This window comes from Candidatus Planktophila limnetica (assembly GCF_002288365.1).
GTDB lineage: Bacteria > Actinomycetota > Actinomycetes > Nanopelagicales > Nanopelagicaceae > Planktophila > Planktophila limnetica.
Genome location: NZ_CP016782.1, coordinates 501,766 through 524,089, shown reverse-complemented (window position 1 = coordinate 524,089; position 22,324 = coordinate 501,766). Strand labels below are relative to the sequence as shown.

Below are 22,324 nucleotides of genomic sequence, written 5' to 3'. Positions count from 1 at the left end.
ATGAGCGAAACAACGCCACAAACTCCTGAGGCTCTGCCTTTACTGACGCCAGCAGAAGGCGTCCCGCCCGTTGTCGATACTGAGGAAAAATTTCTTCAACTCTTGGATGCTTTAAAAAATGGAAGTGGGCCATTTGCAGTCGATGCCGAACGAGCATCTGGATATAAATACAGCTCACGTGCATATCTGATTCAAATCAAAAGAGAGGGTGGCGGATTACATCTAATAGATCCAATTCCTTTTGGTCCGGGCCATGCACTTTTTACTCAACTCAATGAACTTTTCAATACTGATGAAGTCATTTTGCACGCCAGCACCCAAGATCTTCCATGCTTACGAGAAGTAGGAATAAATCCTTCAAAGTTATTTGATACTGAACTAGGTGGGCGAATAGCAGGATTGCCCCGAGTTGGTTTAGGCCCACTTCTTGAATCCTTGATGGGCGTTTCCCTAGCAAAAGAGCACTCTGCAGTTGATTGGTCTACCCGTCCTTTGCCCCATGACTGGCTCAATTACGCAGCTTTAGATGTTGAATTATTGATTCCACTTCGAAACAAAATGTATGAATTACTCAGTGATGCAAAGAAGTGGAAATGGGCTGAAGAAGAATTCGCATCAATTTTATTAGCACCACCTGCTCCCCCTCGCATTGATCCATGGCGACGGACTTCAGGCATGCATAAGATTAAAAAACGCGACCAGCTCGCAGTAATCAAAAACTTATGGATTGCCCGAAATGAAATCGCACAGGCTAATGATGTTTCTAGTGGGAAACTTCTCAACGATGCCGGAATTATTGAATTAGCAATTCACAAACCCATGACAAAAAAAGATGTTGAAAAAACACTACGCCCTATAGGAATGCGAGCGCGGTGGTCAGAAAATATGTCTACGTGGATTGCTGCCATCGAATCTGCGGTAAATACTCCAGAAGATCAGTGGCCGCCGATGAAATCCGGAGCCGACACCTTGCCCCCAATTAAGTTGTGGCGAGAAAGATTTCCAGAAAAATACGCACCCCTTACCCATGCACGATTTGCAGTTGAAACTCTGGCCCACGACTTATCAATTCCTGCTGAGAACCTAATCTCCCCTGAAGTTATCCGGCGCATATGTTGGGCGCCCCCTGCTGCAAGTACTGCCGCCCTTGATGCGGCCGCGGTTGCACAAGCCATGGCAACACTGGGTGCCAGGGCCTGGCAGATCGAAATCGTGGCCGCCCCCGTTGCCACAGCCCTTCTTGAGCGCGAACCAAGGGAAATCCCCCTGCCCGAGACGCCGGAATCTGAGCCAGCCGTAGATTGATTTACGCAACGTTTGAGTTGCGTAAATCGCCACATCGTTCTAGATTATTGCCATGTTAAGTACATTTCTTATCGCGCTACGTGAGGGGCTAGAAGCCGCCCTCATCATTGGAATCCTTGTTGCCTACCTTGTAAAAACTGGTCGCAATCACTTGCTTACTCCACTGTGGGTTGGCGTGGGCCTAGCAATTGCTGCAAGTTTGGCACTCGGTGGTTTTCTCTCATTCACATCTGCAGAACTAAGCCCTCGCGGTGAAGAGTTCTTTGCTGGCACAACTTCTTTCTTAGCAGTTGGTTTCGTTACATGGATGATTTTTTGGATGAAGCGAGCAGCACGTGGTTTGCGCGATGAACTTCACGGAAAAGTTGATTCAGCCGTTGGAGCCGGATCATTAGCTATTGCCGTTACTGCCTTTGTAGCCGTTGTTCGCGAAGGCCTAGAAACAGCGTTATTTATCTATACAAACTTTAAAACCGTTGGGGCTGCATCATCTGCCACTATCGGATTAATTCTTGGCCTTGCCTTAGCAGTTGCACTCGGTTATTTAATTTATAACCGTTCGGTCAAAATCAATTTGAGCAAATTTTTCCAGATCACTGGAACCGCATTGGTAGTTGTTGCAGCAGGAGTTCTCTCCTATGGCATTCACGAGTATCAAGAGTTGGGCTGGCTTCCTGGGGCTGAGTCATTTATTTGGGATGTCACAAGTTGGATGGCAAAAGATTCAATTCTGGCCACCGTTCTTGCAGGCTCCATTGGATTTGATACCACCACGTCATGGTTGCAATTCCTTGTAGCCGGTGCCTACATCGCAGTCATTTTGTGGCTCTATCTCAAGCCCGCTCGAGTCTCAAAGAAAGAACTAATTTCAGCGTAGTTCTTTTACTTTTGGCTACTGACGAGTAACCTATGAGCACCTCATACAGGAGCCATAGAAAGAAGTCTTAGATGTCACGTTCAGTGGTTTTAGTCGATGCCGTACGTACTCCATTTGGAAAAGCTGGCAGTTTGTACGCCGGCACACGCGCTGATGATTTGATCGTTCGTGCGATGCGAGGGCTACTAGAGCGCAATCCAAAGATTGCTCCAACAGATATTGATGATGTTGCAATTGCTGCTGCAACTCAAAGTGGCGATCAAGGAATGAACATTGGTCGAAGCGCAACTCTTCTAGCTGGATTACCAAATTCGGTTCCTGGTTATTCAATTGATCGCTGGTGCGCTGGTGCGCTTACTGCAATGACAACTATTGCTGGATCAATTGCAATGGGAGCCTACGACGTCGGCATCGCAGGCGGTGTGGAACATATGGGAAATCACCCAATGGGTGAAGGTATGGATCCAAATCCACGTTATCTTGCAGAAAAAATTGTTGAACAAGATGCACTTGCTATGGGAAATACTGCAGAGCGTTTACACGATCGCTTCCCTGCAATTACTAAAGAGCGTGCAGATAGATATGCACTTGGTTCTCAAGAAAAAACTGCGAAAGCATACGCGGCAGGGAAAATACAAAAAGATTTGATTCCCACTGCCACACGAAATCCTGAGCTCGGTTGGTCAATTGCAACAGTTGATGAACCACCACGCCCGGGCACAACTATGGAAGCACTTGCAGCGCTTAAAACACCATTTCGCCCAGCTGGTCGAGTTACTGCCGGAAATGCTGCGGGTTTAAATGATGGCGCGACGGTTTCACTCTTGGCTAGTGAAGATTTTGCAAAAGAAAAAGGACTTTCTATTAAAGCCCGCTTGGTAACTTTTGCATTCGCTGGCGTAGAACCAGAAGTAATGGGTTACGGACCAGTTCCTGCAACTGAGAAAGCACTTAAAAAAGCCGGCTTAACAATTGCCGATATCGGCCTCTTTGAAATTAATGAAGCATTCGCAGTTCAGGTTCTAGCTTTCCTTGATCACTTTGGAATTGCAGATGATGATCCTCGAGTAAATCCAGTTGGTGGCGCAATTGCCGTTGGCCATCCACTTGCATCCTCTGGTGTTCGTCTTGCACTTAATTTAGCGCGTGGTTTTGAAGAGCATCCTGAGGTGCGTTATGGCATAACAACTATGTGCATTGGCCTTGGTATGGGCGGAACAATTATTTGGGAAAACCCACACTTTACGAAGGGTGCAAAGTAATGAGCACATCTACAGATCTCACACTTCCAGAGGGTGCTCCAGAAGAAGTTATTACTCAGGCACTCCTTCGCCCCATTGATTTAACTCCATTTGGATTTAAAGGCACATTGGCACTTATTACTTTAGATAACGGTTTAGATCACACGCGCCCAAACACATTTGGTGCAAAGTCTCTTGCAGCTCTCAACGCTTCAATAAGTGCAGCTATAGCAACGGCGCCTGCTGCCATAGCAATTACTGGCAAGCCATTTATATTTGCCGCAGGAGCGGATCTATCTGCACTTGCATTTCTGAGCAAGCGTGAGCAATCACTAGCAATCGGAAAATTAGGTCACGATGTCTTTCGTCGACTCGGCGAAATTGAAATCCCAACATTTTCATTTATCAATGGTTTAGCACTCGGTGGTGGATTAGAAGTTGGTCTTCACTGCAATTACAGAACTCTCTCCTCCACGGCCTTTACCGGTTTGCCAGAGGTTTTCCTTGGACTAGTTCCTGGTTGGGGTGGTGCAACACTTCTTCCTCAACTCATCGGTCCTGAAAAAGCTGTTCAAGTCATCATGCTCAATGCTCTAAATAACAACACAATGATGAAAGCAAAGGATGCTCTGACATTAGGTGTTGTTGACGCGGTCTATGAACCAGCAGACTTCCTCGAAAAATCTGTGGCCTTTGCTGCTTCTGTCTTAAGTGGCGCCACAAAAATTGAACGAAAAGATTTCAGTAATGATCCGGCATGGGATAGCGCATTGGCGACTGGCCGGGCTGCGGCTCTTAAAAAATATGGAGGTGCAGAAATTGCAGCCCCTACTCGCGCACTAAAACTTATCGCAGAGTCAAAAACTGCGACACGTTCAAGCGGATTTGATGCCGAAGATCAAGCACTTGCAGATTTGACCATGGCAGATCCACTGCGCGCCTCTTTATATGCATTTAACTTGATTCAAAAGAAGCGTAAAAAAGTAGAGGGTGCACCTAAGCCTGCTCTTGGTCGCAAAGTGACAAAGGTAGGCGTTGTTGGGGCCGGATTAATGGCTTCACAACTTGCACTCTTATTTGTTCGAAATCTTAAATGTCCTGTTGTGATGACAGATATTGATCAAGCGCGTGCAGACAAAGGAGTTGCCTGGGTCCACGCAGAGTTAGCAAAACTCGTTGAGAAACGACGCATGTCGAAAGAGAGTGCCGATCGCCTTTCAGCACTTGTCTCTGGCTCTGCTGATCAAAGCGTATTTGCAGGATGCGATTTTGTGATTGAGGCTATCTTTGAAGAACTCTCACTCAAGCAAGAGTTATTTAAGAAACTAGAAAATATAGTTTCACCTGAGTGTGTTCTAGCAACTAATACTTCATCGCTTTCTGTGCAAGCCATGAGTCAGGGACTTAAGAATCCTGAACGAGTAGTTGGCTTTCACTTCTTTAATCCAGTGGCAATCATGCCGCTGCTAGAAGTTGCGCGCACAGAACACACTGATGATGCAACTACTGCAACAGCGGTTACTGTTGGTAAAGAGTTAAAGAAGACGATGGTTATCACTAAAGATGCTCCAGGTTTTGTGGTCAATCGTTTGCTTACTCGTTTCATGGGCGAAATCACAGATGCAATGGATGAAGGCACTCCCCCAGAAATTGCCGATAATGCCATGCGATCAATTGGTTTTCCTATGTCTCCATTTGAATTACTTGGTCTTGTTGGTCCAGGTGTTGCTCTACATGTTTCAGAGACCCTCAATAAAAACCTCGGACCACGTTACAAAATTTCACCAACTATGCAAGCAATGGTCAAGGGCGGTATTCGTACGTTCTATATTAAAGATGACAAGGGCGCCTTTGTTGCAAATCCAGAAGCAGTTGCACTTATTGTCGCTGGCAACAAAGCATCAACTGCCGAAGAAGTTCGCTCCCGTGCACTGACAGCACTTGCAGAGGAGGCACGCATGATGCTCGATGAAGGTGTCGTAGCAACTCCTGCAGAGATTGATTTATGCATGTTACTCGGCGCTGGTTGGCCTATGCATCTAGGTGGAATATTGCCGTACTTAGATCGTGAAGGAATTAGCGAAGCTGTGTGCGCGAAACGTTTTCATCAGCCGGGAATTGCATCCCTTCCTTAAGGGAACTGCTCCACTCCACGATTGAACGCGTAATATTTTGCGCAGTAATTCCGAGGTCTTGTAAAACTTGATCGCGCTTAGAGTGTTCCAAAAATTCGAGTGGGACTCCGATGGAATGAATCGGAACTTGCAAATTCGCATCTCTAAACATTTCTGAAACCGTGCTGGCAATGCCACCATGTTTAATTCCATCTTCAAGCACAACAACACTCTTATAGCGCTGCGCCATTGTTACTAGCGATTGCGGCAATGGCTTTACCCATCGTGGATCAATAACTGTTACGCCAACACCTTCGCGATAAGCCTGTGAAGCTGCCTCCACTGAGATATTTGCCATCGCACCGATACTGATGAGAAGCACATCTGCACTCTCCCCACGGTATAAAACATCAATTCCGTCGCGACGTTCAAAGGCCGGAATATCGGCAACAACTGCGCCCTTAGGAAAACGAAGAAGAGTCGGTGCATCACTTACTTCTACGGCTTCGCGAAGTGTCTCTTTTACTCGCGCGCCATCTCGAGGAGCGGCAACGCGCAATGTTGGAACAATCCCAGTAAGTGCCAAGTCCCAAATTCCATTATGTGAGGGACCATCATCTCCAGTTACACCGGCGCGATCTAGTACGAAAGTAACGCCAGCCTTATGCAGTGCAACATCTAGGAGCATTTGATCAAATGCTCGGTTTAGAAAAGTGGCGTAGACAGCAACAACAGGATGCATTCCTGCAAAGGCTAATCCTGCAGCACTTGTCACAGCGTGCTGTTCGGCGATTCCAACATCAATTGTGCGCTCTGGAAACTCTTTTTGAAACTTGTCTAATCCAGTTGGACCAAGCATTGCAGCAGTTATTGCAACGATATCTTTTCGCTCTCGACCAATTTCAACTAATTCATTAGAGAAAATACTTGTCCAAGAGGCCGAACTCTTCTTTACAGGTAATCCGGTTTCAGCATCAACGATTCCAACTGCATGAAACTTCTCTGCCTCATCTTCAATCGCCGGTGCATAGCCGCGACCCTTTTCAGTGATTGCGTGGACCAAGATTGGTCCACCAAACTCCTTGGCTTTAATTAAAGCCTTCTCCATTGCTTCAATGTCATGGCCATCAAAAGGTCCTAAATATTTCAAGCCTAAATCTTCAAACATTCCTTGTGGCGCAACTATGTCTTTTATTCCCTTTTTCATTCCATGCAATGTGTCATAAATCGGCCCACCAACAACGGGTGTGCGAGCAAGAACTTCTTTGCCCCAGTCTAAGAATTTTTCATATCCGCGAGTAGCGCGCAATGTAGAAAGGTATGTCGCTAATCCGCCGATAGTTGGTGAATATGAACGCTCGTTATCATTGACAACAATTACTAGTTTTTGAGTTTTCGATGCAGCAATGTTGTTTAAAGCCTCCCATGACATTCCGCCTGTGAGTGCGCCATCGCCGACCACGACTACAACAGAGCGATCGGCTTGATCGCTGAGGCTAAATCCGCGAGAAATTCCATCGCCCCACGAAAGAGCTGTTGATGCATGGGAATTTTCAATAACGTCGTGAACACTTTCGGATCTATTTGGGTATCCAGCTAAGCCACCTCGTTGGCGAAGTAAATCAAAACCTTCACTGCGGCCGGTAAGAATTTTGTGCACATAACTTTGGTGGCCAGTGTCGAAAAGAATCACATCTTTGGGAGATTCGAAAATTCTATGAATTGCAATCGTTAATTCAACAACACCCAAATTTGGGCCAAGGTGACCACCAGTTTTAGTAACTTTTTCAATCAAAAAAGAACGGATCTCCGCGGCAAGGGCCTCTAACTCAGCGTGATTTAGACGCTCTAAATCCTTAGGCGAATTGATATCAGAGATCACATCGTCATTCTAGAACGCCAGGCCGGAATTAGCACACTATGCAAGAAGTGAACGTAATACGTACTGCATAATTCCACCGTGGCGGTAGTAATCAGCCTCTCCCGGCGTATCAATTCGAAGGCGCGCGCTAAATGTTTTATCGCCTGCCTTAACGGTAATTTCCTTAGGAGTGATCCCAGAATTAAGTTCGGTAATCCCAGTTAATTCAAATACTTCATCACCGCGTAAACCAAGTGATGCCGCATTTTGGCCATCTATAAATTGCAATGGCAGAACACCCATACCGATGAGATTGGAGCGATGGATTCGTTCAAAACTTTCGGCAATTACTGCTCGAACACCAAGTAGTGCTGTGCCCTTTGCGGCCCAATCTCGGGAGGATCCTGATCCATATTCTTTACCAGCAAGAATTACTAATGCCGTGCCTGCATTCTGATAATCAATCGACGCATCATAAATGGTTGATTGCTCGCCATTTTTTAGGAAGTTACGAGTGAAGCCACCTTCAACACCATCTAGTAATAAGTTTTTCAGGCGAATGTTTGCAAAAGTTCCACGAATCATTACTTCATGATTTCCGCGACGAGATCCGTAAGAGTTGAAGTCTTTACGATCAACCCCATTTGCTTCAAGGTATTTTCCTGCCGGTGAATCGCCCCTGATATTTCCTGCTGGTGAAATGTGATCAGTAGTAACTGAATCCCCCAGAATGGCCAAGACACGAGCGCCTGAAATATTTGTTACTGGAGTTGGTTGTGGTGGCATTGAATCAAAATAAGGTGGCTTTCGCACATAGGTTGACTTTGGATCCCACTCAAAGATGTTTCCTGTTGGAGTATCGAGTGACTTCCAACGATGGTCACCTTCAAAAACACTTGCGTAATCTTTACTAAACATTTCTGAAGATATAGAAGAATCAATCACGCTTTGAATCTCTTCTGGAGATGGCCAAATGTCAGCCAAATAAACAGGCTCACCATCTGTGTCATTACCCAAAGAATCCTTAATAAAATCGTGATCCATTGTTCCAGCCAATGCATACGCCACAACCAGTGGTGGAGAAGCAAGATAATTCATCTTTACATCAGGGCTGATGCGCCCTTCAAAGTTTCTATTTCCTGAAAGAACTGCACTGACAGCTAAATCATGATCATTGACAGCTTTGCTAATTTCAATTGGGAGCGGTCCGGAATTACCAATACATGTTACGCAGCCATAGCCAACAAGATTAAATCCAAGTTTTTCCATATAAGGAGTTAGACCAGCACGGTCGTAATAATCAGTTACAACCTTTGATCCCGGCGCCAAAGTTGTCTTTACCCAAGGCTTAGATGAGAGTCCCTTTTCCACAGCCTTTTTGGCAAGTAAAGCCGCGCCAATCATCACTGAAGGATTTGAAGTATTTGTGCACGATGTAATCGATGCAATGACCACATCACCATTTTTAATTGTGGTGCTTTTTTCTTTAACCTTAATATCGATTGGGTTCTTATTGGTTTTATCCCCAAAGTATGTAGGCAATATATTTTCAAATGCACTCTTGGAGTCGATCAGTGAGATTCGATCCTGAGGACGTTTTGGGCCTGCAATTGATGGAACCACCATTGATAGATCAAGTTCGATATTTTCTGAGAAGCGAGGAGAAACTTCTGGGTTGTGCCACAGTCCCTGAAGTTTTGCATATCTTTCAACGAGTTCTACTTGCTCGGCGGAACGACCTGTCAGTGTGAGGTAACGCAAGGTTTCTTCATCAATTGGAAAAATTGCACACGTTGATCCGTATTCAGGGCTCATGTTTCCAATAGTTGTGCGATTCGCCATTGGAACCGAAACAACTCCCGGTCCATAGAACTCAACAAATTTTCCTACAACTCCATGCTTGCGAAGTATTTCGGTAATTGTCAGAGCCAAATCTGTTGCTGTTGTTCCAAGCGGCAATGCTCCGCTGAGTTTGAAACCAACGACGCGCGGAATAAGCATTGATACAGGCTGACCAAGCAGCGCCGCTTCAGCTTCGATGCCACCGACTCCCCAGCCAAGAACTCCGAGTCCATTGACCATTGTTGTGTGTGAATCAGTTCCAACAACTGTATCTGGATAAGCGCGCAAGACTCCATTGACGTTTCTGGTCATGACAACACGAGCAAGGTATTCAATATTTACTTGGTGAACAATTCCAGTTCCAGGTGGCACAACTTTGAACTCATCAAATGCGCCCTGTCCCCAACGCAAAAATCTGTAGCGTTCGCGATTTCGTTCGTATTCAATATCTGTATTTTTCTCAAAAGCATCTTTGGTTCCAAAGACATCTGCAATGACGGAGTGATCAATAACTAATTCGGCCGGTGCAAGAGGGTTAACTTTGGATGCATCCCCGCCTAGTGACACAATTGCTTCACGCATTGTGGCAAGATCTACGATGCAAGGCACGCCGGTGAAATCTTGCATAACAACGCGAGCTGGAGTGAATTGAATTTCGGTGTCAGGTTCACTCGCTGGGTCCCACTGAGCTAATGCTTTGATATGACCAGCCGTAATATTGGCGCCATCTTCGGTTCGCAATAGATTTTCAAGAAGTATTTTCAAACTAAACGGGAGTGAGCTAGCACCGTCGATTTTAGAAATATCAAATATTTCGTAATTTTTTCCAGAGACATTTAATGTGCTCTTGGCATCAAAGGAATTTGAACTCACGGGCGCTCCCTTCTAAAACTATCTTGACGTCAAGATACCTTACTTGGGGTAAACAATGCAACAGATTCGATGTGGTGAGTCATAGGAAATAAGTCGAACGCGCGGATCTTTCTCATTGAATAACCACTTTCGGCTAGATAAACAGTGTCTCTTGCCAAGGCTGCTGGATCGCAGGCAACGTAGACAATACCTCTGGCGCCAATACGAGCTAATTGCTGCACAACATCTTTGCCAGCACCTTCGCGTGGTGGATCCAAAATAACCACATCGGCGCTTTGAATGCGTGTAATTATTTTGGCCACATCCCCCGTTGTAATTTGTACATTGCTTTGACCAGCAAAATTGTTTTTAGCATCCGATGTTGCATCTTTGCTGCCTTCAACCAAATGAATACTTCCTTGGCTGCCTACAGCGTTCAAAGAAGAAGCGGTGAAAAGTCCAACACCGCCGTATAAATCTAGGACGAGGTCTCCATTTTTGATCTCTGCAAAGTCACTGACAACTGCTGCCAATATTTCTGGGGCGCGTTTATGTCCCTGCCAAAAAGATCTTTGACTCACTTGCAGTAAGCGATCACCGATCTTTTCATGCAGGACTGCAGGTCCACTATTTTGCCTAAACTTACCGTCACCACTCTTTGGTGCTTCAGCAACCATTCGTTCTCCTTCAGAAGAGTATGCAATCTCAATACGCACATCAGGTGAAAGTTTTTGCTTGGACATCTCTTTGATGCCGATCTCAGGCACGGCTATGAGGCACTCATCTACTGAAATCACTCGATGGCTTCTGGATGAATAAAAACCGATGGCTCCATTGTGATCTGTTGTGGCAGTGACCCGTGTTCGCCAATGAAGCGGTTGATCCACTTCTTCGACTTCAACTGTCATTGGAATTTTTGCAATTCGTGCAAATTGTTCAGTGATTACTTCTGACTTCAGGGTTCGTTGGCGAGATGCGGAGATATGTTGAAAATCGCATCCGCCGCATCCATCGCGATGTGCAAATTTACAGGGGGCAACAACTCGATCTGGGCTAGGCGTAATTACTTGGACTACATCGGCTCGAATAAAGTTTGAGCTTGTACTTGTAATTTCAATCTCAACTTTTTCGCCAGGAATTGCGTGGCGCACAAAAATCACAGCCTTCTTACCCGATTCACTTTCATGACGCGCGATGAAGTGTCCCCCGTGAGCAATTTTTTCTATGTCCACTGTGAGGCGTTGGCCTACCTGCAGGCTTATCTGTGCCTTTGATTCCATGTATCTAAGAGTAAGGGTGTAAGTTGTACTACGTGCACGTAGTGATTATGGGTTGCGGTCGAGTTGGTTCATCCCTCGCAATTGAATTGGAATCTGCTGGTCACTCAGTTTCTGTGATTGATCAAGCTCGCGAATCATTTCGCCGTTTAGGACCTAATTTCAAAGGCCACACAGTCACAGGTATGGGTTTTGACCGAGACACACTTTTAGAAGCTGGCATAGAAAAAGCCGATGCATTTGCAGCAGTAAGCAACGGAGATAATTCAAACATTCTTGCCGCTCGCGTTGCACGAGAAACTTATAAAGTTGCAAATGTGGTTGCTCGCATTTATGACCCAGGTCGTGCGGAAATTTACCAGCGCTTAGGAATTCCAACTGTTGCCACAGTGCTCTGGACTACGGACCAAATTTTAAGACGCATCGTTCCCGAAGGTTCAAAGTCTGAGTGGCGTGATGCAAGTGGCGCAGTTCAACTCTGTGAGTTTCATCCGGTTGCTAGTTGGTATGGAATCTCAGTTGCTCGAATTGAAAATATCACTGGTGCTCGTGTTGCATTTATTACGCGACTCGGTGCAGGTTTAATTCCAGATGAGCACACTGTTTTCCAAGAAGGCGATCTACTGCACATGATGGTGCGAGATGAAGACCATGCGAACGTTGAAAAATCATTTTCACACGCTCCGGAGGATGCCTCATGAGAATTGCAATAGCAGGAGCAGGAAATGTTGGACGCGCTATCGCACGCGAACTCTTAGATAACGGTCATCAAGTTCTTTTGATCGATAAGAATCCAAAAGCAATGAAAATGCAAAGCGTTCCAGATGCTGAATGGCTTATGGCAGATGCCTGCGAAATCACATCATTAGATAATGCCAAACTAAATAATTGCCAAGTATTGGTTGCCGCAACTGGAGATGACAAAGTTAATCTCGTTGCATCTCTTCTAGGAAAGACTGAATACGGAATTCCACGAGTGGTAGCGCGAATTAATCACCCAAAGAATGAGTGGCTATTTGATAGTTCATGGGGCGTCGATGTTGCCGTGTCTACACCGCGAATTATTTCAGCACTGGTGGAAGAAGCCGTAAGTGTTGGTGACGTGGTTCGTCTCTTCTCCTTTAGAAAAGGTCAAGCAAATTTAGTTGAACTCACTCTTCCTGATACATCTTCTTGCATTGGAAAAACTGTAGAAGAAATTGAGTTACCAGATAACGCATCCCTTGCTGCGATCGTGCGAGATGGCCAAGTTATTGCGTGTTCTGCTCACGATGTTTTTGCCGCTGGCGATGAATTACTATTCGTTGCATCAGCTGCAGCTGAGTCTCAAATTAAAGCGTGCTTCATTCAGAGCTAATCCTCTGGTTTTACGCTCGGAACTTTCTTAATAATCAACCACGAACCCCACGCAGCGGCGGCAAAAAGCGGATAACCCATTGCCAAGTTAACACTTCCCAATAAATTCAGATTTTCTGGACCACTGAGATAAATTGGAACTTGAACAAGTAAACGTAAATAAAACATTGCAACCCATAACCATCCGGCGCGAATATAAGCTTTTTTGCGCTCTGGGTTTTTTCGCCACAGTAGGTTTTCGCCCAGGATTGGTCCTAGAACTAAACCAAGAATTGGCCACCCAGCAACGTTTCCAATCAAATACACCGTTCCGTATACGAGGTTGGTAAGAAATTTAGGTAAGAAAAAATCAGTGGCATTTCCAGTGCGATTGGCAAGGTATGCACAAAAAGCAACACCAATGAAGCCAGAAATCACATGCTGGATTGTGTCTTTCTTAATCAATCGAAGAATCGTAAGAAGCGCTGATGTGATGACGGCCGCATAAAGAGCTGTGCGTAAATTATCTGCGATGTTAAAAACAATGAGAAAAAGGACAGATGGTAGACCTGAATCAATGAGACCTTTTTTACCACCGAGGGCGTTAACTACTTTGTCTCGATCATTATTTTCAATACTCATACGCGCCCCGTTGATCCGAATCCATCAGTACCTCGACCTGAGCCAGGGAGTTCTTGTACTTCAATAAATTCTGCTCGCTCAACTTGTTGAATAACTAATTGCGCGACTCGATCACCGCGTTTAAAAGAGACTGACTCACTTCGATCATGATTGATCAAAATTAGTTTTAGTTCGCCTCTATATCCTGCATCAACGGTTCCTGGAGCATTGACCATTGTGACTCCATGCTTAATTGCTAATCCCGAACGTGGATGCACGAGTGCAACATATCCATCAGGAAGCGCAATTGAAATTCCAGTTGGTACTAACGCGCGTTCGCCGGGGGCCAAAGTGATATCAACTGCAGAGACAATGTCTGCTCCAGCATCGCCACCCTTTGCATAAATAGGCAACGGCACGCCTGGATCCAGGCGCTTGATTAGAACTTTTACACTCATGGATTTATCTCAAAGTTCGGATCAACAAATGCCAGAACTTCTGGAGTTTTTGAAATAGCTTCCAAATAATCCGCAGGAGCATTTTGCAGAAAGTGCGACATTGGAACAATGACATATAAGGCTGCCGCTTTGATTGCGATGTCACCCTCTGGCGAATTTAAACGCCCAATGGCTGAACAATAAACTTTACGGCTCACTTGGCCAGTGATTTGCGCTGTAATAAATAACTTTGAACCCATTGGCACAGGTTTCAGGAAATCTGTTTCAAGTCGGGCAGTTACTGCCGGTGCGCGAAGTAACCACATAAGTTTTCCAAGCGCCTCATCAAATGCGAGTGAAAGTAAGCCACCGTGTGCAAGCCCTGGTGCGCCTTGATGATCTTGTGAAACTACAAACTCAGCCGTTATATCCATTGCATTTCCAACATGTGCGACAAGGTGTAAACCAGTTGGATGTTTCTCACCGCAACCAAAACAATGTGCAAAGTGAGAAGGAATTTTTGAACCAGTTGGCGGCGCTTCAGGGTGGCGAACTGGAATTGTCGCTCCAGGTGGTGGCGTAGTACTGGCAACTCGGCTCATCCATGTAGTTTACTGCGTTAGCGAGTCAATAATTAATGATGTAGCGTGACACCCGTGCGATTTCGCGAAGTGATTGCTCCCCCAGTCTGGCTCTTAGCCTTCATTTACTTCTTGTTTACATCATTGAGCATCTCAATTTGGGCAGCCATTGGAAACAATCCTGCTCTCTGGTGCCAGATTATTCTCACTATCGCACTGGTTTATATCTATGTTCGATGGCGCATGGTCATTGAAGTAGATGATCAAGAGTTGCGAGTAAATAAAGCTCACATTGAACTTAAGTACTTAGGTGACACACGAGTCTTAGAATCTGATGCAATGCGTTTGGTGCGTGGGCGCGATGCCGATCCGGCTGACTACTTAGCCATTAGATTTTGGAGTTCCCGCGGAGTGATTGTGCGAGTCAAAGATATTCGAGACGAAACACCGCATTGGATTATTTCTACACGGCGGGGATCAGAGTTAGCAGCTGCGCTGCGTTAAGAACACTCTTTACAAATTGCTTTAGCGCCTTCACCTTTAGAAAGTTGAGTAATGTGGTGAACCAAGAAGCAACGTGAACATGTAAATTCATCAACTTGTTTTGGCACTACACGTACTGTTAATTCTTCACCAGATAAATCAGCACCAGGAAGCTCTAAGGTTTCAGCAGCCTCTGCTTCATCAACATCGATCTGGCCGGATTGAGCATCTACTCGCTGGGCTTTTAACTCTTCTAACGACTCTTCGTGGAGTTCTTCATCCGTTTTTCTGGGGGTGTCGTAATCCGTTGCCACTGCTCTCACCTACCTTCACTGCACTAGTTTCTGAAGTAATTACTGAACGGGCGCATAATCGCCTATTTTTGGGGTTACTGCCTGTTACAACACGCCAAGAGCACTATTTATTCCTGCATAGCTTGTATTTGGCGTGCTAGCCCTCCATCAACGCGGGCGTGAATCGCAGTTCCTTCGGCGACATACTCTTCGCTCAAGATTTCACCATGTTCATGAATGGCGCTAATGAGATCACCTCGGTTATACGGAACTATGACATCAACTTCAATTTTTGGCCTAGGTAAAGTTTTTTCAATCGCATGGATAAGAGCATCTATTCCAAACCCTGTTTTGACCGATATTGCATAACTGTTTGGTTCTTTGCGCAAAATTTCCATGAGAACTTCTTGGTCTGCAACATCGGCTTTGTTGATAGCGATAATTTCCGGAACTTCCTGGGCCCCAATTTCATTGATTACTGTGCGAACTGCTCGAATTTGTTCAAATGGATCAGCGTGTGAACCATCGACAACATGGACAATCACATCTGCACCAGATACTTCTTCTAGCGTTGATTTAAATGCATCTACCAACTGATGCGGTAGGTGCCGCACAAAACCAACAGTGTCAGTCAGTGTATAAATCCGCCCATCGGCTGTATGAGTCTTACGAACAGTTGGATCCAAAGTTGCAAAGAGGGCGTTTTGAACTAAGACTCCCGCGCCAGTTAACTTATTTAATAATGAAGACTTGCCAGCATTTGTGTAACCGGCAATGGCAACTGATGCAACATTATTTCTCTTTCGCTCTTGTCGCTTTGTGTCCCGCGACACTTTCATCTCCGCTATTTCACGGCGAAGCTTTGCCATTTTGTCTCGAATGCGACGGCGATCAGTTTCTATTTTTGTTTCACCAGGTCCGCGTCCACCAATACCCGCACCACCAGCTGCGCGACCGCCTACTTGGCGAGAAAGAGAGTCACCCCAACCACGCAAACGTGGAAGCAAATAAGAAATTTGAGCTAACTCAACTTGAGCCTTTCCTTCTTTACTCTTGGCATGTTGAGCGAAAATATCCAGAATTAATGCGGTTCGGTCTACAACTTTAACTTTTAGTTTTCCCTCAAGTTGCTGCAATTGAGAAGGTGATAATTCGCCGTCGCAAATAACTGTGTCGGCGCCACTTGAAAGTACAACGTTGCGTAGTTCTTCAACTTTTCCTGAACCGATATACGTTGCAGGATCTGGTTTATCGCGTCGCTGGATAAATCCATCTAGAACCTCAGAGCCAGCAGTTTGTGCCAATGCTCTTAGTTCATCGAGTGAATTCTCTGCCATTTCGGCTGTGCCTTCAGTCCATACGCCAACTAAAATAACGCGCTCTAATTGAAGCTGGCGATATTCGGCGTCGGAAATATCTTGTAACTCTGTTGAGAATCCTTTGACTCGTCGTAGTGCCGCGCGATCTGCTATTTCGGATTGAGAAGTTGCTTCTAAATCATCTTGGTCGGCATCGTAATCTGCCGTAACTCGCGCACTTTCGCGCAATAAAGCTTCAAATGAATCTTCACTACGGTCTTCATGGCGACCTTTATCACTCATTGGAAAAAATTCGCCAGATCTACTTCTTTAACCAATTCGGCAGGACCAATAAGCGTTGCATTGGAATGTCCATCAATATCTACCTCTAAACGTCCACCCGGTGGATAAATGACCCAATGTGCGGGCAAGTTCTTCTCTTTCTTTAGCGTTGCTGCAAGTGCCACGGCGCATGTTCCAGTTCCGCATGATTGTGTTTCGCCACTTCCGCGTTCAAAGACCCTCATCTTTAATTCAGTCTCGCTCATAAACTCTACAAACTCAATATTAACGCCTTCTGGGTAACTCTCCTTGGGACGAACAATCGGAGCATCTCTGAGTTCGCCAACCTCTTCTAAACTTTCTACAAATACAACTGCATGTGGATTGCCGACATTAATGTTGTAACCATTCCAAATGTGGCCATTATGTGAGGCAGTGACTTCTTCGGATTCATCACTTACTTTGCCCATATTGACCGAAATATCACCATCGGCTGGAACACGAAGATGCTTTAATCCATCACGCGTGTTTATTGCAAAAATGCCCTCACCTTGATGACCGTGAACAACCAAATATTTAGCCATCACGCGTATTCCATTGCCGCACATTTCAGCCAACGATCCATCTGAATTTCTGTAATCCATAAACCATTTGCCATCGCGCTTTAGTATTCGAATCAAACCATCAGCACCAATTCCTGTTTCTCGATTACAAATTGCTTGAGTTTGGGCCGTTGTTACCGAACGCAGATCATCTGGATCAAAAATAAGTACAAAGTCATTGTGAGTGCCGTGCCCATAAGTTGCAGGAACAGGCTGTGAAGTATTCATGTGGAAGTTAGTTTAGTAGTTCTTACTGCCTACAGGGATTCCAAAATAGTTTCTAGGCGTGGTTGTCTAGTTGAAATCCACTTAATACGCGCATCACGTGAGAACCAGGTTTCCTGCCGGCGAGCGTATTGTCGGGTGGCTCGTTTGGTTTCTTCTATGGCAGCATCAAGTGATGTTTCACCCTTTAGATGGCTAACTATTTGGGAATACCCCAAAGCTCTTTGCGCTGTTCTGCCTTCTAACAATCCGCTTGACATTAACTTTTGCACTTCTTCAACAAAACCATTTTCAAACATTGTATTTACGCGCTGATCAATTCTTTCCGATAACAACTCGCGATCCATAACCAAACCAAATTGCCGAGCATCTGGATATCGAATGCTCTCTTCTCTGGGCAAATTGGCAGTAAATGCCTTGCCAGTGATCTCTATAACTTCTAGGGCTCTGATAATTCTTCGTAAATTCGCACGGTCAATTGCAATCGCTGCGGCTGGATCAAGTTTTTCTAATCGCGCAAACATTGCATCGATTCCTAAATCTTCAGCCTCCTTGTTTAACGTGTGTCTGACCATTGGGTCTGTATCTGGAAAGTTAAGTTCATCGATTACAGCCTTAATGTAAAGACCCGTCCCACCAACCATGACAACGCTTTTGCCACGAGAATGAATCTCATCGATGACTTCACGAGCACCAGATTGATACCAGGCAACAGTGGAATCTTGATTGACATCTAAAACATCCAGCATGTGGTGAGGAATGCCTTGGCGCTCTTCAAGGGTTATCTTGGCGGTACCGATATCCATTCCGCGATATACCTGCATTGAATCAGCATTGATTATTTCGGCATCAATGGCCTGTGCTAACTCCACACTTAAAGAGCTTTTACCCGTCGCAGTTGCACCTGCAATTACAACTAATTTCATGCACGCACTGTAGGAATGCCAAGTGAGACACCTGTTGAAGTAACTTCCCTATTTCTTAGTTCGTGCGCATCTCCGCCACGTGTTGCAATAGTGCGTATTTCATCTGCAATTAAGTAATGAGCAGATGCATCAGTGATTCGAACATCAACAAAGTCGCCGGCACGAGCGCTGCTTGAATCGGCGAAGTGAACTAAACGAAAATCTTCACTCTTACCCGTCATGCGCGATTCTCTGCCATCTCGTCGACCTTCATATTCGCCAACCAAAACTCGCATCTCGCGGCCAATTGCGCGTTTATTAACACCAAGTGAAATCTTTTGCTGATGCTCATGTAAACGCGTGTATCGCTGCCCGACAACTTCAGATGAAACTTGATTTGGCATTGTTGCTGCCGGTGTACCTGGGCGAATCGAATATTGATATGTGTAGGCGGCAGCAAATTGTGCCTCTGTGCATAAATCTAAAGTAGCCTGAAAATCAGATTCACTTTCACCAGGAAAGCCAACAATGATGTCGGTTGTAATAGATGCCTGCGGGATTGCAGTTCTGACATTATTTAAAATATTTAGGTATCGATCTGTTCGATATGAGCGGCGCATGCTCTGCAAGATTTGATTTGAACCAGATTGCAATGGCATATGTAGATGTGGCATGACATTGCGGGTTTGCGCCATTGCCTCAATGACATCGTCTGTGAAATCTCGTGGATGCGGAGACATAAAACGCACCCGTTCTAGACCATCGATATCCCCACACTTGCGAAGAAGTTTTGCAAATGCTTGCCTGTCACCAAAATCAACTCCGTATGCATTTACGTTTTGACCTAGCAAGGTAATTTCAATAACGCCTTGATCTACGAGTGCGTGAATCTCACGCAAAATGTCATCTTCGCTACGATCTTTTTCGATTCCGCGAAGCGTTGGAACAATGCAAAAAGTGCAGGTGTTATTGCATCCAACAGATACTGAAACCCACGCTGAAAATGCTGATAATCGTCGGGCAGGAAGTGTCGATGGGAAATGTTCGAGGGATTCTTTAATTTCGATTTGGGCTTCTTCTTCAATCCTTGCGCGTTCAAGTAGTGCCGGTAGCGATCCAACATTGTGTGTTCCAAAGACAACATCAACATATGGTGCTTTTTTAAGGATTATTGATTGATCTTTCTGCGCCAGACAACCGCCCACTGCTATCTGCATTCCAGGGTTTAGCTTTTTAATTGGAGCTAAGAAACTTAGGTTGCCATATAACTTGTTATCCGCATTTTCTCGAACCGCACACGTATTAAAAACAACCAGATCAGCCTGCTCACCAGTTTTAACTGGGATGTATCCGGCTTCATCTAATAGCCCTGCGATGCGTTCGGAGTCGTGAACATTCATTTGACATCCGTAGGTTTCAACGGAATAGGTGCGCTCCATAGGCCAATACTACGGGCACCCCTTACAGGGGTATAACCTCAACTGCAAAGCTATCTCGGTCTATGACGAGCATGTGATGGTTGGCAAGCACGGTCCATCCAGGTTGATTCCAACCAGTTGATGCAACCAAAACGCCCTGTTTATCAGATTTGTATTTCAATTCATAATAATCATCAGGTGCCCAATCAGGGGCGCGATCTGGGTGGTGCTCACAAATAACAACCCATTGTTTTTCATTCATGATCATTGCGTTAATGCTTGAATAATCAACATTGGCTCGGATGTAATTGGCTGCGGCTTTGCACCCTTCGATAAATCCCAACTCTTTAATCTTTGTGATAACAAAATAAAAATATCTTTCACTATCCGTATCGCCTTGAATATGAGGAATTAACTCTGGTGAAATCAATGGCTCAAGAGCCGCTGGTGGATACGTTGCTCCGTTGTGAATAAAGGAAATATCCTTATAAATAAATGGATGAGTGTTGTTCTCACTCACCGGTAAACCAGCAGTGGCCCAACGAAGGTGAAGCAACGCTCCATCTGAAACAGATTTCTCAATGGCGGTGGAAAAGTCTTTACTCTTATTGGCAGCCTCTGGTTGGCGAATCATCTGTGCAACGCTTTGATTGTGATCAATAGTTGCCACTCCCCAGCCATCGCAATGCACTGAAGAAAGGGTCACAAACTCGGAGAAATCCGACCCTACTGTTGAGTTAAAGGTCTGCTTCTCGTGCGACACGTAACCTAAAAGGCGGCACATTTATCGTCAAACCCCTGTCGCTCAGGTCACACTATGAGGTAGAAAGAGTACCTCGATGCCCCTCATCGAACCAGCATCATCATATTCAAGCCGCCCGGTTTGGATATGTATAAGCATTAGGAGGCGTAAGACTTGTCAAACTTACAGAATGATGAAAAACGCTTAGCTGAACTTGGATACAAGCAAGAGCTTGAGCGTTCATGGAGTGGATTCTCGAACTTCGCAATTTCGTTTTCAATTATTTCAATTCTCGCCGGTTGCTTTACAACCTTTGGCCAGGCTTGGAATAACGGTGGTCCAGTTGCTATCTCACTTGGTTGGCCACTTATTTCATTGTTTATTCTCATTATTGGTTTTTGTATGTCAGAACTCGTTTCTGCTTATCCGACATCCGGTGGTATTTACTGGTGGGCATCGAAAATGGGTGGAGCTAAGGTTGGTTTTTACACAGGCTGGTTAAATCTGCTTGGTCTGTTTGGATGTACCGCATCGGTTGCATACGGTTGCGCAACGTTCTTTGATCTTTCTTTCTCTTCACTAAGTCCAAGTTGGGCAGAAGGATATTCATTGCAGCGCGTATTCATTATGTTCATTGTGATTCTTGTAATCATGGCTGCTCTCAATATCGGCAGCGGACACTTGATGGCAACTTTGAACAATATCTCAGTATGGTGGCACGTATTTGGCGCTGCTTTCATTATTGGTGTTCTAGTTATTCTTCCAGAAAATCACATGAGCGTTTATGACATGTTCTCAATGCGAGTCAATAACTCTGCTGGATTAGCTGGCGGCGAAACAAGCGGAACTGCTTTCTGGTTCTATGTGCTTCCACTTGGCTTCCTTTTAACTCAGTACACAATCACAGGCTTTGATGCTTGTGCTCACATGTCTGAAGAAACTAAGGGTGCTGAACACTCAGCTGCTCGTGGATTGTGGCAAGCAATTTTCTACTCCGCTATCGGTGGATGGATCTTGCTCCTTGCATTCCTTTACGCAGTACAAGATGCAGAAGCAGTAACCGCAGGCGGTGGCGGCGTAGCTGTTATCTTTGCTCAAGCACTCAGTGCTAAGTGGGCGGGCGTAGTTCTTCTCATCGCAAGCGTCGGACAACTCTTCTGCGGTACATCTGCACTCACAAGTGCTTCACGCATGATGTTTGCATTTAGTCGCGACGGAGCGGTACCTGGATCCAAGTTGTGGTCAAAGGTAGATAAGAACAAGGTTCCAAAGAATGCTGTTTTGGCTTGTTCGACTGTTGCACTTGCAATTACTTTGCCAGCATTGGTTGAAGTAAACATCGGTTCAGCAGATGCACCAATTGTTGTACCTACCGCTTTCTATGCAGTAACTTCAATTACTGTTATCGGTTTGTACTTAGCATTCTTGGTTCCAATTTATCAGCGTTACCGTATGGGCGATAAATTCAAGCCAGGATCATGGACACTTGGTAACAAGTACAAGTGGATGGCTCCTATTGCAATTGCAGAAATTGTAATTATTTGCATCTACTTCATTATGCCTACCACTCCAATGGGATGGCCAACTAGTGATTCCTTTGACATCAAATTCGTCAACTATGCCCCTGTGCTAGTCGGCGGATCGATGCTTCTACTTTGGATCTGGTGGCATCTATCAGTCAAGAAGTGGTTCACAGGACCAAAGAGCACTATCTAAATTACAAATAAGAACTC

Annotated in this window: 20 protein-coding genes; 8 read left to right on the top strand and 12 right to left on the bottom strand. The window is 45.2% G+C overall.

What is annotated here, in order from left to right; genetic code table 11:
- The 4 genes from PHILAsVB114_RS02810 (at nucleotide 1) to PHILAsVB114_RS02795 (ending at nucleotide 5,558) form a co-directional block, all read left to right on the top strand.
- Nucleotides 1-1,305 carry an HRDC domain-containing protein gene (locus PHILAsVB114_RS02810; protein WP_095697886.1) on the top strand — a complete coding sequence of 435 codons (1,305 nt, stop codon included), beginning with the start codon at nucleotides 1-3 and terminating at the stop codon, nucleotides 1,303-1,305.
- 52 nt (nucleotides 1,306-1,357) lie between these two features.
- Nucleotides 1,358-2,182, top strand: a complete 825-nt coding sequence (efeU, locus tag PHILAsVB114_RS02805; protein WP_095697885.1) for an iron uptake transporter permease EfeU — start codon at nucleotides 1,358-1,360, stop codon at nucleotides 2,180-2,182.
- A 71-nt stretch (nucleotides 2,183-2,253) separates the two neighbouring features.
- Nucleotides 2,254-3,444 carry a thiolase family protein gene (locus PHILAsVB114_RS02800; RefSeq protein ID WP_095697884.1) on the top strand — a complete coding sequence of 397 codons (1,191 nt, stop codon included), beginning with the start codon at nucleotides 2,254-2,256 and terminating at the stop codon, nucleotides 3,442-3,444.
- Entirely contained in the window at nucleotides 3,444-5,558 is a 2,115-nt protein-coding gene (locus PHILAsVB114_RS02795; RefSeq protein WP_095697883.1) for a 3-hydroxyacyl-CoA dehydrogenase NAD-binding domain-containing protein, read from the top strand. Before PHILAsVB114_RS02800 ends, PHILAsVB114_RS02795 begins: the two co-directional genes overlap by 1 nt.
- Here the strand turns inward: PHILAsVB114_RS02795 and dxs are convergent.
- Genes dxs through PHILAsVB114_RS02780 form a run of 3 tightly spaced genes read right to left on the bottom strand, consistent with a single transcriptional unit; the run spans nucleotide 5,500 to nucleotide 11,372 of the window.
- Nucleotides 5,500-7,419 (bottom strand): 1-deoxy-D-xylulose-5-phosphate synthase, encoded by a 1,920-nt coding sequence (gene dxs, locus PHILAsVB114_RS02790; protein ID WP_095697882.1) that lies wholly within the window; start codon nucleotides 7,417-7,419, stop codon nucleotides 5,500-5,502. The two genes, PHILAsVB114_RS02795 and dxs, sit on opposite strands and share 59 nt — an antisense overlap.
- A gap of 36 nt (nucleotides 7,420-7,455) precedes the next feature.
- Entirely contained in the window at nucleotides 7,456-10,113 is a 2,658-nt protein-coding gene (gene acnA / locus PHILAsVB114_RS02785; protein ID WP_095697881.1) for an aconitate hydratase AcnA, read from the bottom strand.
- Nucleotides 10,114-10,142: 29 nt separating this feature from the next.
- Nucleotides 10,143-11,372: a class I SAM-dependent RNA methyltransferase gene (locus PHILAsVB114_RS02780; RefSeq protein WP_095697880.1), complete on the bottom strand. Its 1,230-nt coding sequence runs from the start codon at nucleotides 11,370-11,372 to the stop codon at nucleotides 10,143-10,145.
- A gap of 32 nt (nucleotides 11,373-11,404) precedes the next feature.
- Between PHILAsVB114_RS02780 and PHILAsVB114_RS02775 the strand changes: the two genes are divergently transcribed.
- Together PHILAsVB114_RS02775 and PHILAsVB114_RS02770 are read left to right on the top strand one after the other, a co-directional pair.
- Nucleotides 11,405-12,070, top strand: coding sequence for a potassium channel family protein (locus PHILAsVB114_RS02775; protein WP_095697879.1), 666 nt, complete (start codon nucleotides 11,405-11,407; stop codon nucleotides 12,068-12,070).
- A complete protein-coding gene (locus PHILAsVB114_RS02770; RefSeq protein WP_095697878.1) occupies nucleotides 12,067-12,726 on the top strand; it encodes a potassium channel family protein in 660 nt (219 codons plus the stop codon). The genes PHILAsVB114_RS02775 and PHILAsVB114_RS02770 overlap by 4 nt, the downstream gene beginning before the upstream one ends.
- Here PHILAsVB114_RS02770 and PHILAsVB114_RS02765 read toward each other — a convergent pair.
- From PHILAsVB114_RS02765 to PHILAsVB114_RS02755, 3 genes are read right to left on the bottom strand one after another with little or no spacing between them, the layout of a single operon-like run.
- Nucleotides 12,723-13,346, bottom strand: coding sequence for a DUF3159 domain-containing protein (locus PHILAsVB114_RS02765; protein ID WP_095697877.1), 624 nt, complete (start codon nucleotides 13,344-13,346; stop codon nucleotides 12,723-12,725). The genes PHILAsVB114_RS02770 and PHILAsVB114_RS02765 overlap by 4 nt on opposite strands.
- Nucleotides 13,343-13,783 (bottom strand): dUTP diphosphatase, encoded by a 441-nt coding sequence (dut, locus tag PHILAsVB114_RS02760; RefSeq protein WP_095697876.1) that lies wholly within the window; start codon nucleotides 13,781-13,783, stop codon nucleotides 13,343-13,345. Before dut ends, PHILAsVB114_RS02765 begins: the two co-directional genes overlap by 4 nt.
- Nucleotides 13,780-14,364 carry a PaaI family thioesterase gene (locus PHILAsVB114_RS02755; protein WP_095697875.1) on the bottom strand — a complete coding sequence of 195 codons (585 nt, stop codon included), beginning with the start codon at nucleotides 14,362-14,364 and terminating at the stop codon, nucleotides 13,780-13,782. The genes dut and PHILAsVB114_RS02755 overlap by 4 nt, the downstream gene beginning before the upstream one ends.
- Before the next feature lie 54 nt (nucleotides 14,365-14,418).
- Here PHILAsVB114_RS02755 and PHILAsVB114_RS02750 point away from each other — a divergent pair, with 54 nt between their 5' ends.
- Nucleotides 14,419-14,847, top strand: coding sequence for a DUF3093 domain-containing protein (locus PHILAsVB114_RS02750; protein ID WP_095697874.1), 429 nt, complete (start codon nucleotides 14,419-14,421; stop codon nucleotides 14,845-14,847).
- Here PHILAsVB114_RS02750 and PHILAsVB114_RS02745 read toward each other — a convergent pair.
- The 6 genes from PHILAsVB114_RS02745 to PHILAsVB114_RS02720 form a co-directional block, all read right to left on the bottom strand.
- The gene (locus tag PHILAsVB114_RS02745) at nucleotides 14,844-15,140 is read right to left on the bottom strand and encodes a DUF4193 domain-containing protein (protein ID WP_095697873.1); all 297 of its coding nucleotides are present in this window, start codon (nucleotides 15,138-15,140) and stop codon (nucleotides 14,844-14,846) included. The genes PHILAsVB114_RS02750 and PHILAsVB114_RS02745 overlap by 4 nt on opposite strands.
- Nucleotides 15,141-15,247: 107 nt before the next feature.
- The gene (gene hflX / locus PHILAsVB114_RS02740) at nucleotides 15,248-16,720 is read right to left on the bottom strand and encodes a GTPase HflX (protein WP_095697872.1); all 1,473 of its coding nucleotides are present in this window, start codon (nucleotides 16,718-16,720) and stop codon (nucleotides 15,248-15,250) included.
- Nucleotides 16,717-17,529, bottom strand: a complete 813-nt coding sequence (gene dapF / locus PHILAsVB114_RS02735) for a diaminopimelate epimerase (protein ID WP_095697871.1) — start codon at nucleotides 17,527-17,529, stop codon at nucleotides 16,717-16,719. Before dapF ends, hflX begins: the two co-directional genes overlap by 4 nt.
- 29 nt (nucleotides 17,530-17,558) lie before the next feature.
- On the bottom strand, nucleotides 17,559-18,452 hold the full coding sequence (gene miaA / locus PHILAsVB114_RS02730; protein ID WP_095697870.1) for a tRNA (adenosine(37)-N6)-dimethylallyltransferase MiaA: 894 nt from the start codon (nucleotides 18,450-18,452) through the stop codon (nucleotides 17,559-17,561).
- Nucleotides 18,449-19,870 (bottom strand): tRNA (N6-isopentenyl adenosine(37)-C2)-methylthiotransferase MiaB, encoded by a 1,422-nt coding sequence (gene miaB / locus PHILAsVB114_RS02725; RefSeq protein WP_095697869.1) that lies wholly within the window; start codon nucleotides 19,868-19,870, stop codon nucleotides 18,449-18,451. The genes miaA and miaB overlap by 4 nt, the downstream gene beginning before the upstream one ends.
- A 22-nt stretch (nucleotides 19,871-19,892) precedes the next feature.
- Entirely contained in the window at nucleotides 19,893-20,633 is a 741-nt protein-coding gene (locus PHILAsVB114_RS02720) for a class II glutamine amidotransferase (RefSeq protein WP_095697868.1), read from the bottom strand.
- A 132-nt stretch (nucleotides 20,634-20,765) separates the two neighbouring features.
- Between PHILAsVB114_RS02720 and PHILAsVB114_RS02715 the strand changes: the two genes are divergently transcribed.
- Entirely contained in the window at nucleotides 20,766-22,307 is a 1,542-nt protein-coding gene (locus tag PHILAsVB114_RS02715) for an amino acid permease (RefSeq protein ID WP_095697867.1), read from the top strand.
- Nucleotides 22,308-22,324: the final 17 nt, after the last annotated feature.

What these genes read in the sequence shown, in the direction of transcription:
- PHILAsVB114_RS02810 (WP_095697886.1), top strand. Translation starts at nt 1, where the DNA reads ATGAGCGAAACAACGCCACAAACTCCTGAGGCTCTGCCTTTACTGACG.
- efeU (WP_095697885.1), top strand. Translation starts at nt 1,358, where the DNA reads ATGTTAAGTACATTTCTTATCGCGCTACGTGAGGGGCTAGAAGCCGCC.
- PHILAsVB114_RS02800 (WP_095697884.1), top strand. Translation starts at nt 2,254, where the DNA reads ATGTCACGTTCAGTGGTTTTAGTCGATGCCGTACGTACTCCATTTGGA.
- PHILAsVB114_RS02795 (WP_095697883.1), top strand. Translation starts at nt 3,444, where the DNA reads ATGAGCACATCTACAGATCTCACACTTCCAGAGGGTGCTCCAGAAGAA.
- PHILAsVB114_RS02780 (WP_095697880.1), bottom strand. Translation starts at nt 11,372, where the DNA reads ATGGAATCAAAGGCACAGATAAGCCTGCAGGTAGGCCAACGCCTCACA.
- PHILAsVB114_RS02770 (WP_095697878.1), top strand. Translation starts at nt 12,067, where the DNA reads ATGAGAATTGCAATAGCAGGAGCAGGAAATGTTGGACGCGCTATCGCA.
- PHILAsVB114_RS02765 (WP_095697877.1), bottom strand. Translation starts at nt 13,346, where the DNA reads ATGAGTATTGAAAATAATGATCGAGACAAAGTAGTTAACGCCCTCGGT.
- dut (WP_095697876.1), bottom strand. Translation starts at nt 13,783, where the DNA reads ATGAGTGTAAAAGTTCTAATCAAGCGCCTGGATCCAGGCGTGCCGTTG.
- PHILAsVB114_RS02755 (WP_095697875.1), bottom strand. Translation starts at nt 14,364, where the DNA reads ATGAGCCGAGTTGCCAGTACTACGCCACCACCTGGAGCGACAATTCCA.
- hflX (WP_095697872.1), bottom strand. Translation starts at nt 16,720, where the DNA reads ATGAGTGATAAAGGTCGCCATGAAGACCGTAGTGAAGATTCATTTGAA.
- dapF (WP_095697871.1), bottom strand. Translation starts at nt 17,529, where the DNA reads ATGAATACTTCACAGCCTGTTCCTGCAACTTATGGGCACGGCACTCAC.
- miaA (WP_095697870.1), bottom strand. Translation starts at nt 18,452, where the DNA reads ATGAAATTAGTTGTAATTGCAGGTGCAACTGCGACGGGTAAAAGCTCT.
- miaB (WP_095697869.1), bottom strand. Translation starts at nt 19,870, where the DNA reads ATGGAGCGCACCTATTCCGTTGAAACCTACGGATGTCAAATGAATGTT.
- PHILAsVB114_RS02720 (WP_095697868.1), bottom strand. Translation starts at nt 20,633, where the DNA reads ATGTGCCGCCTTTTAGGTTACGTGTCGCACGAGAAGCAGACCTTTAAC.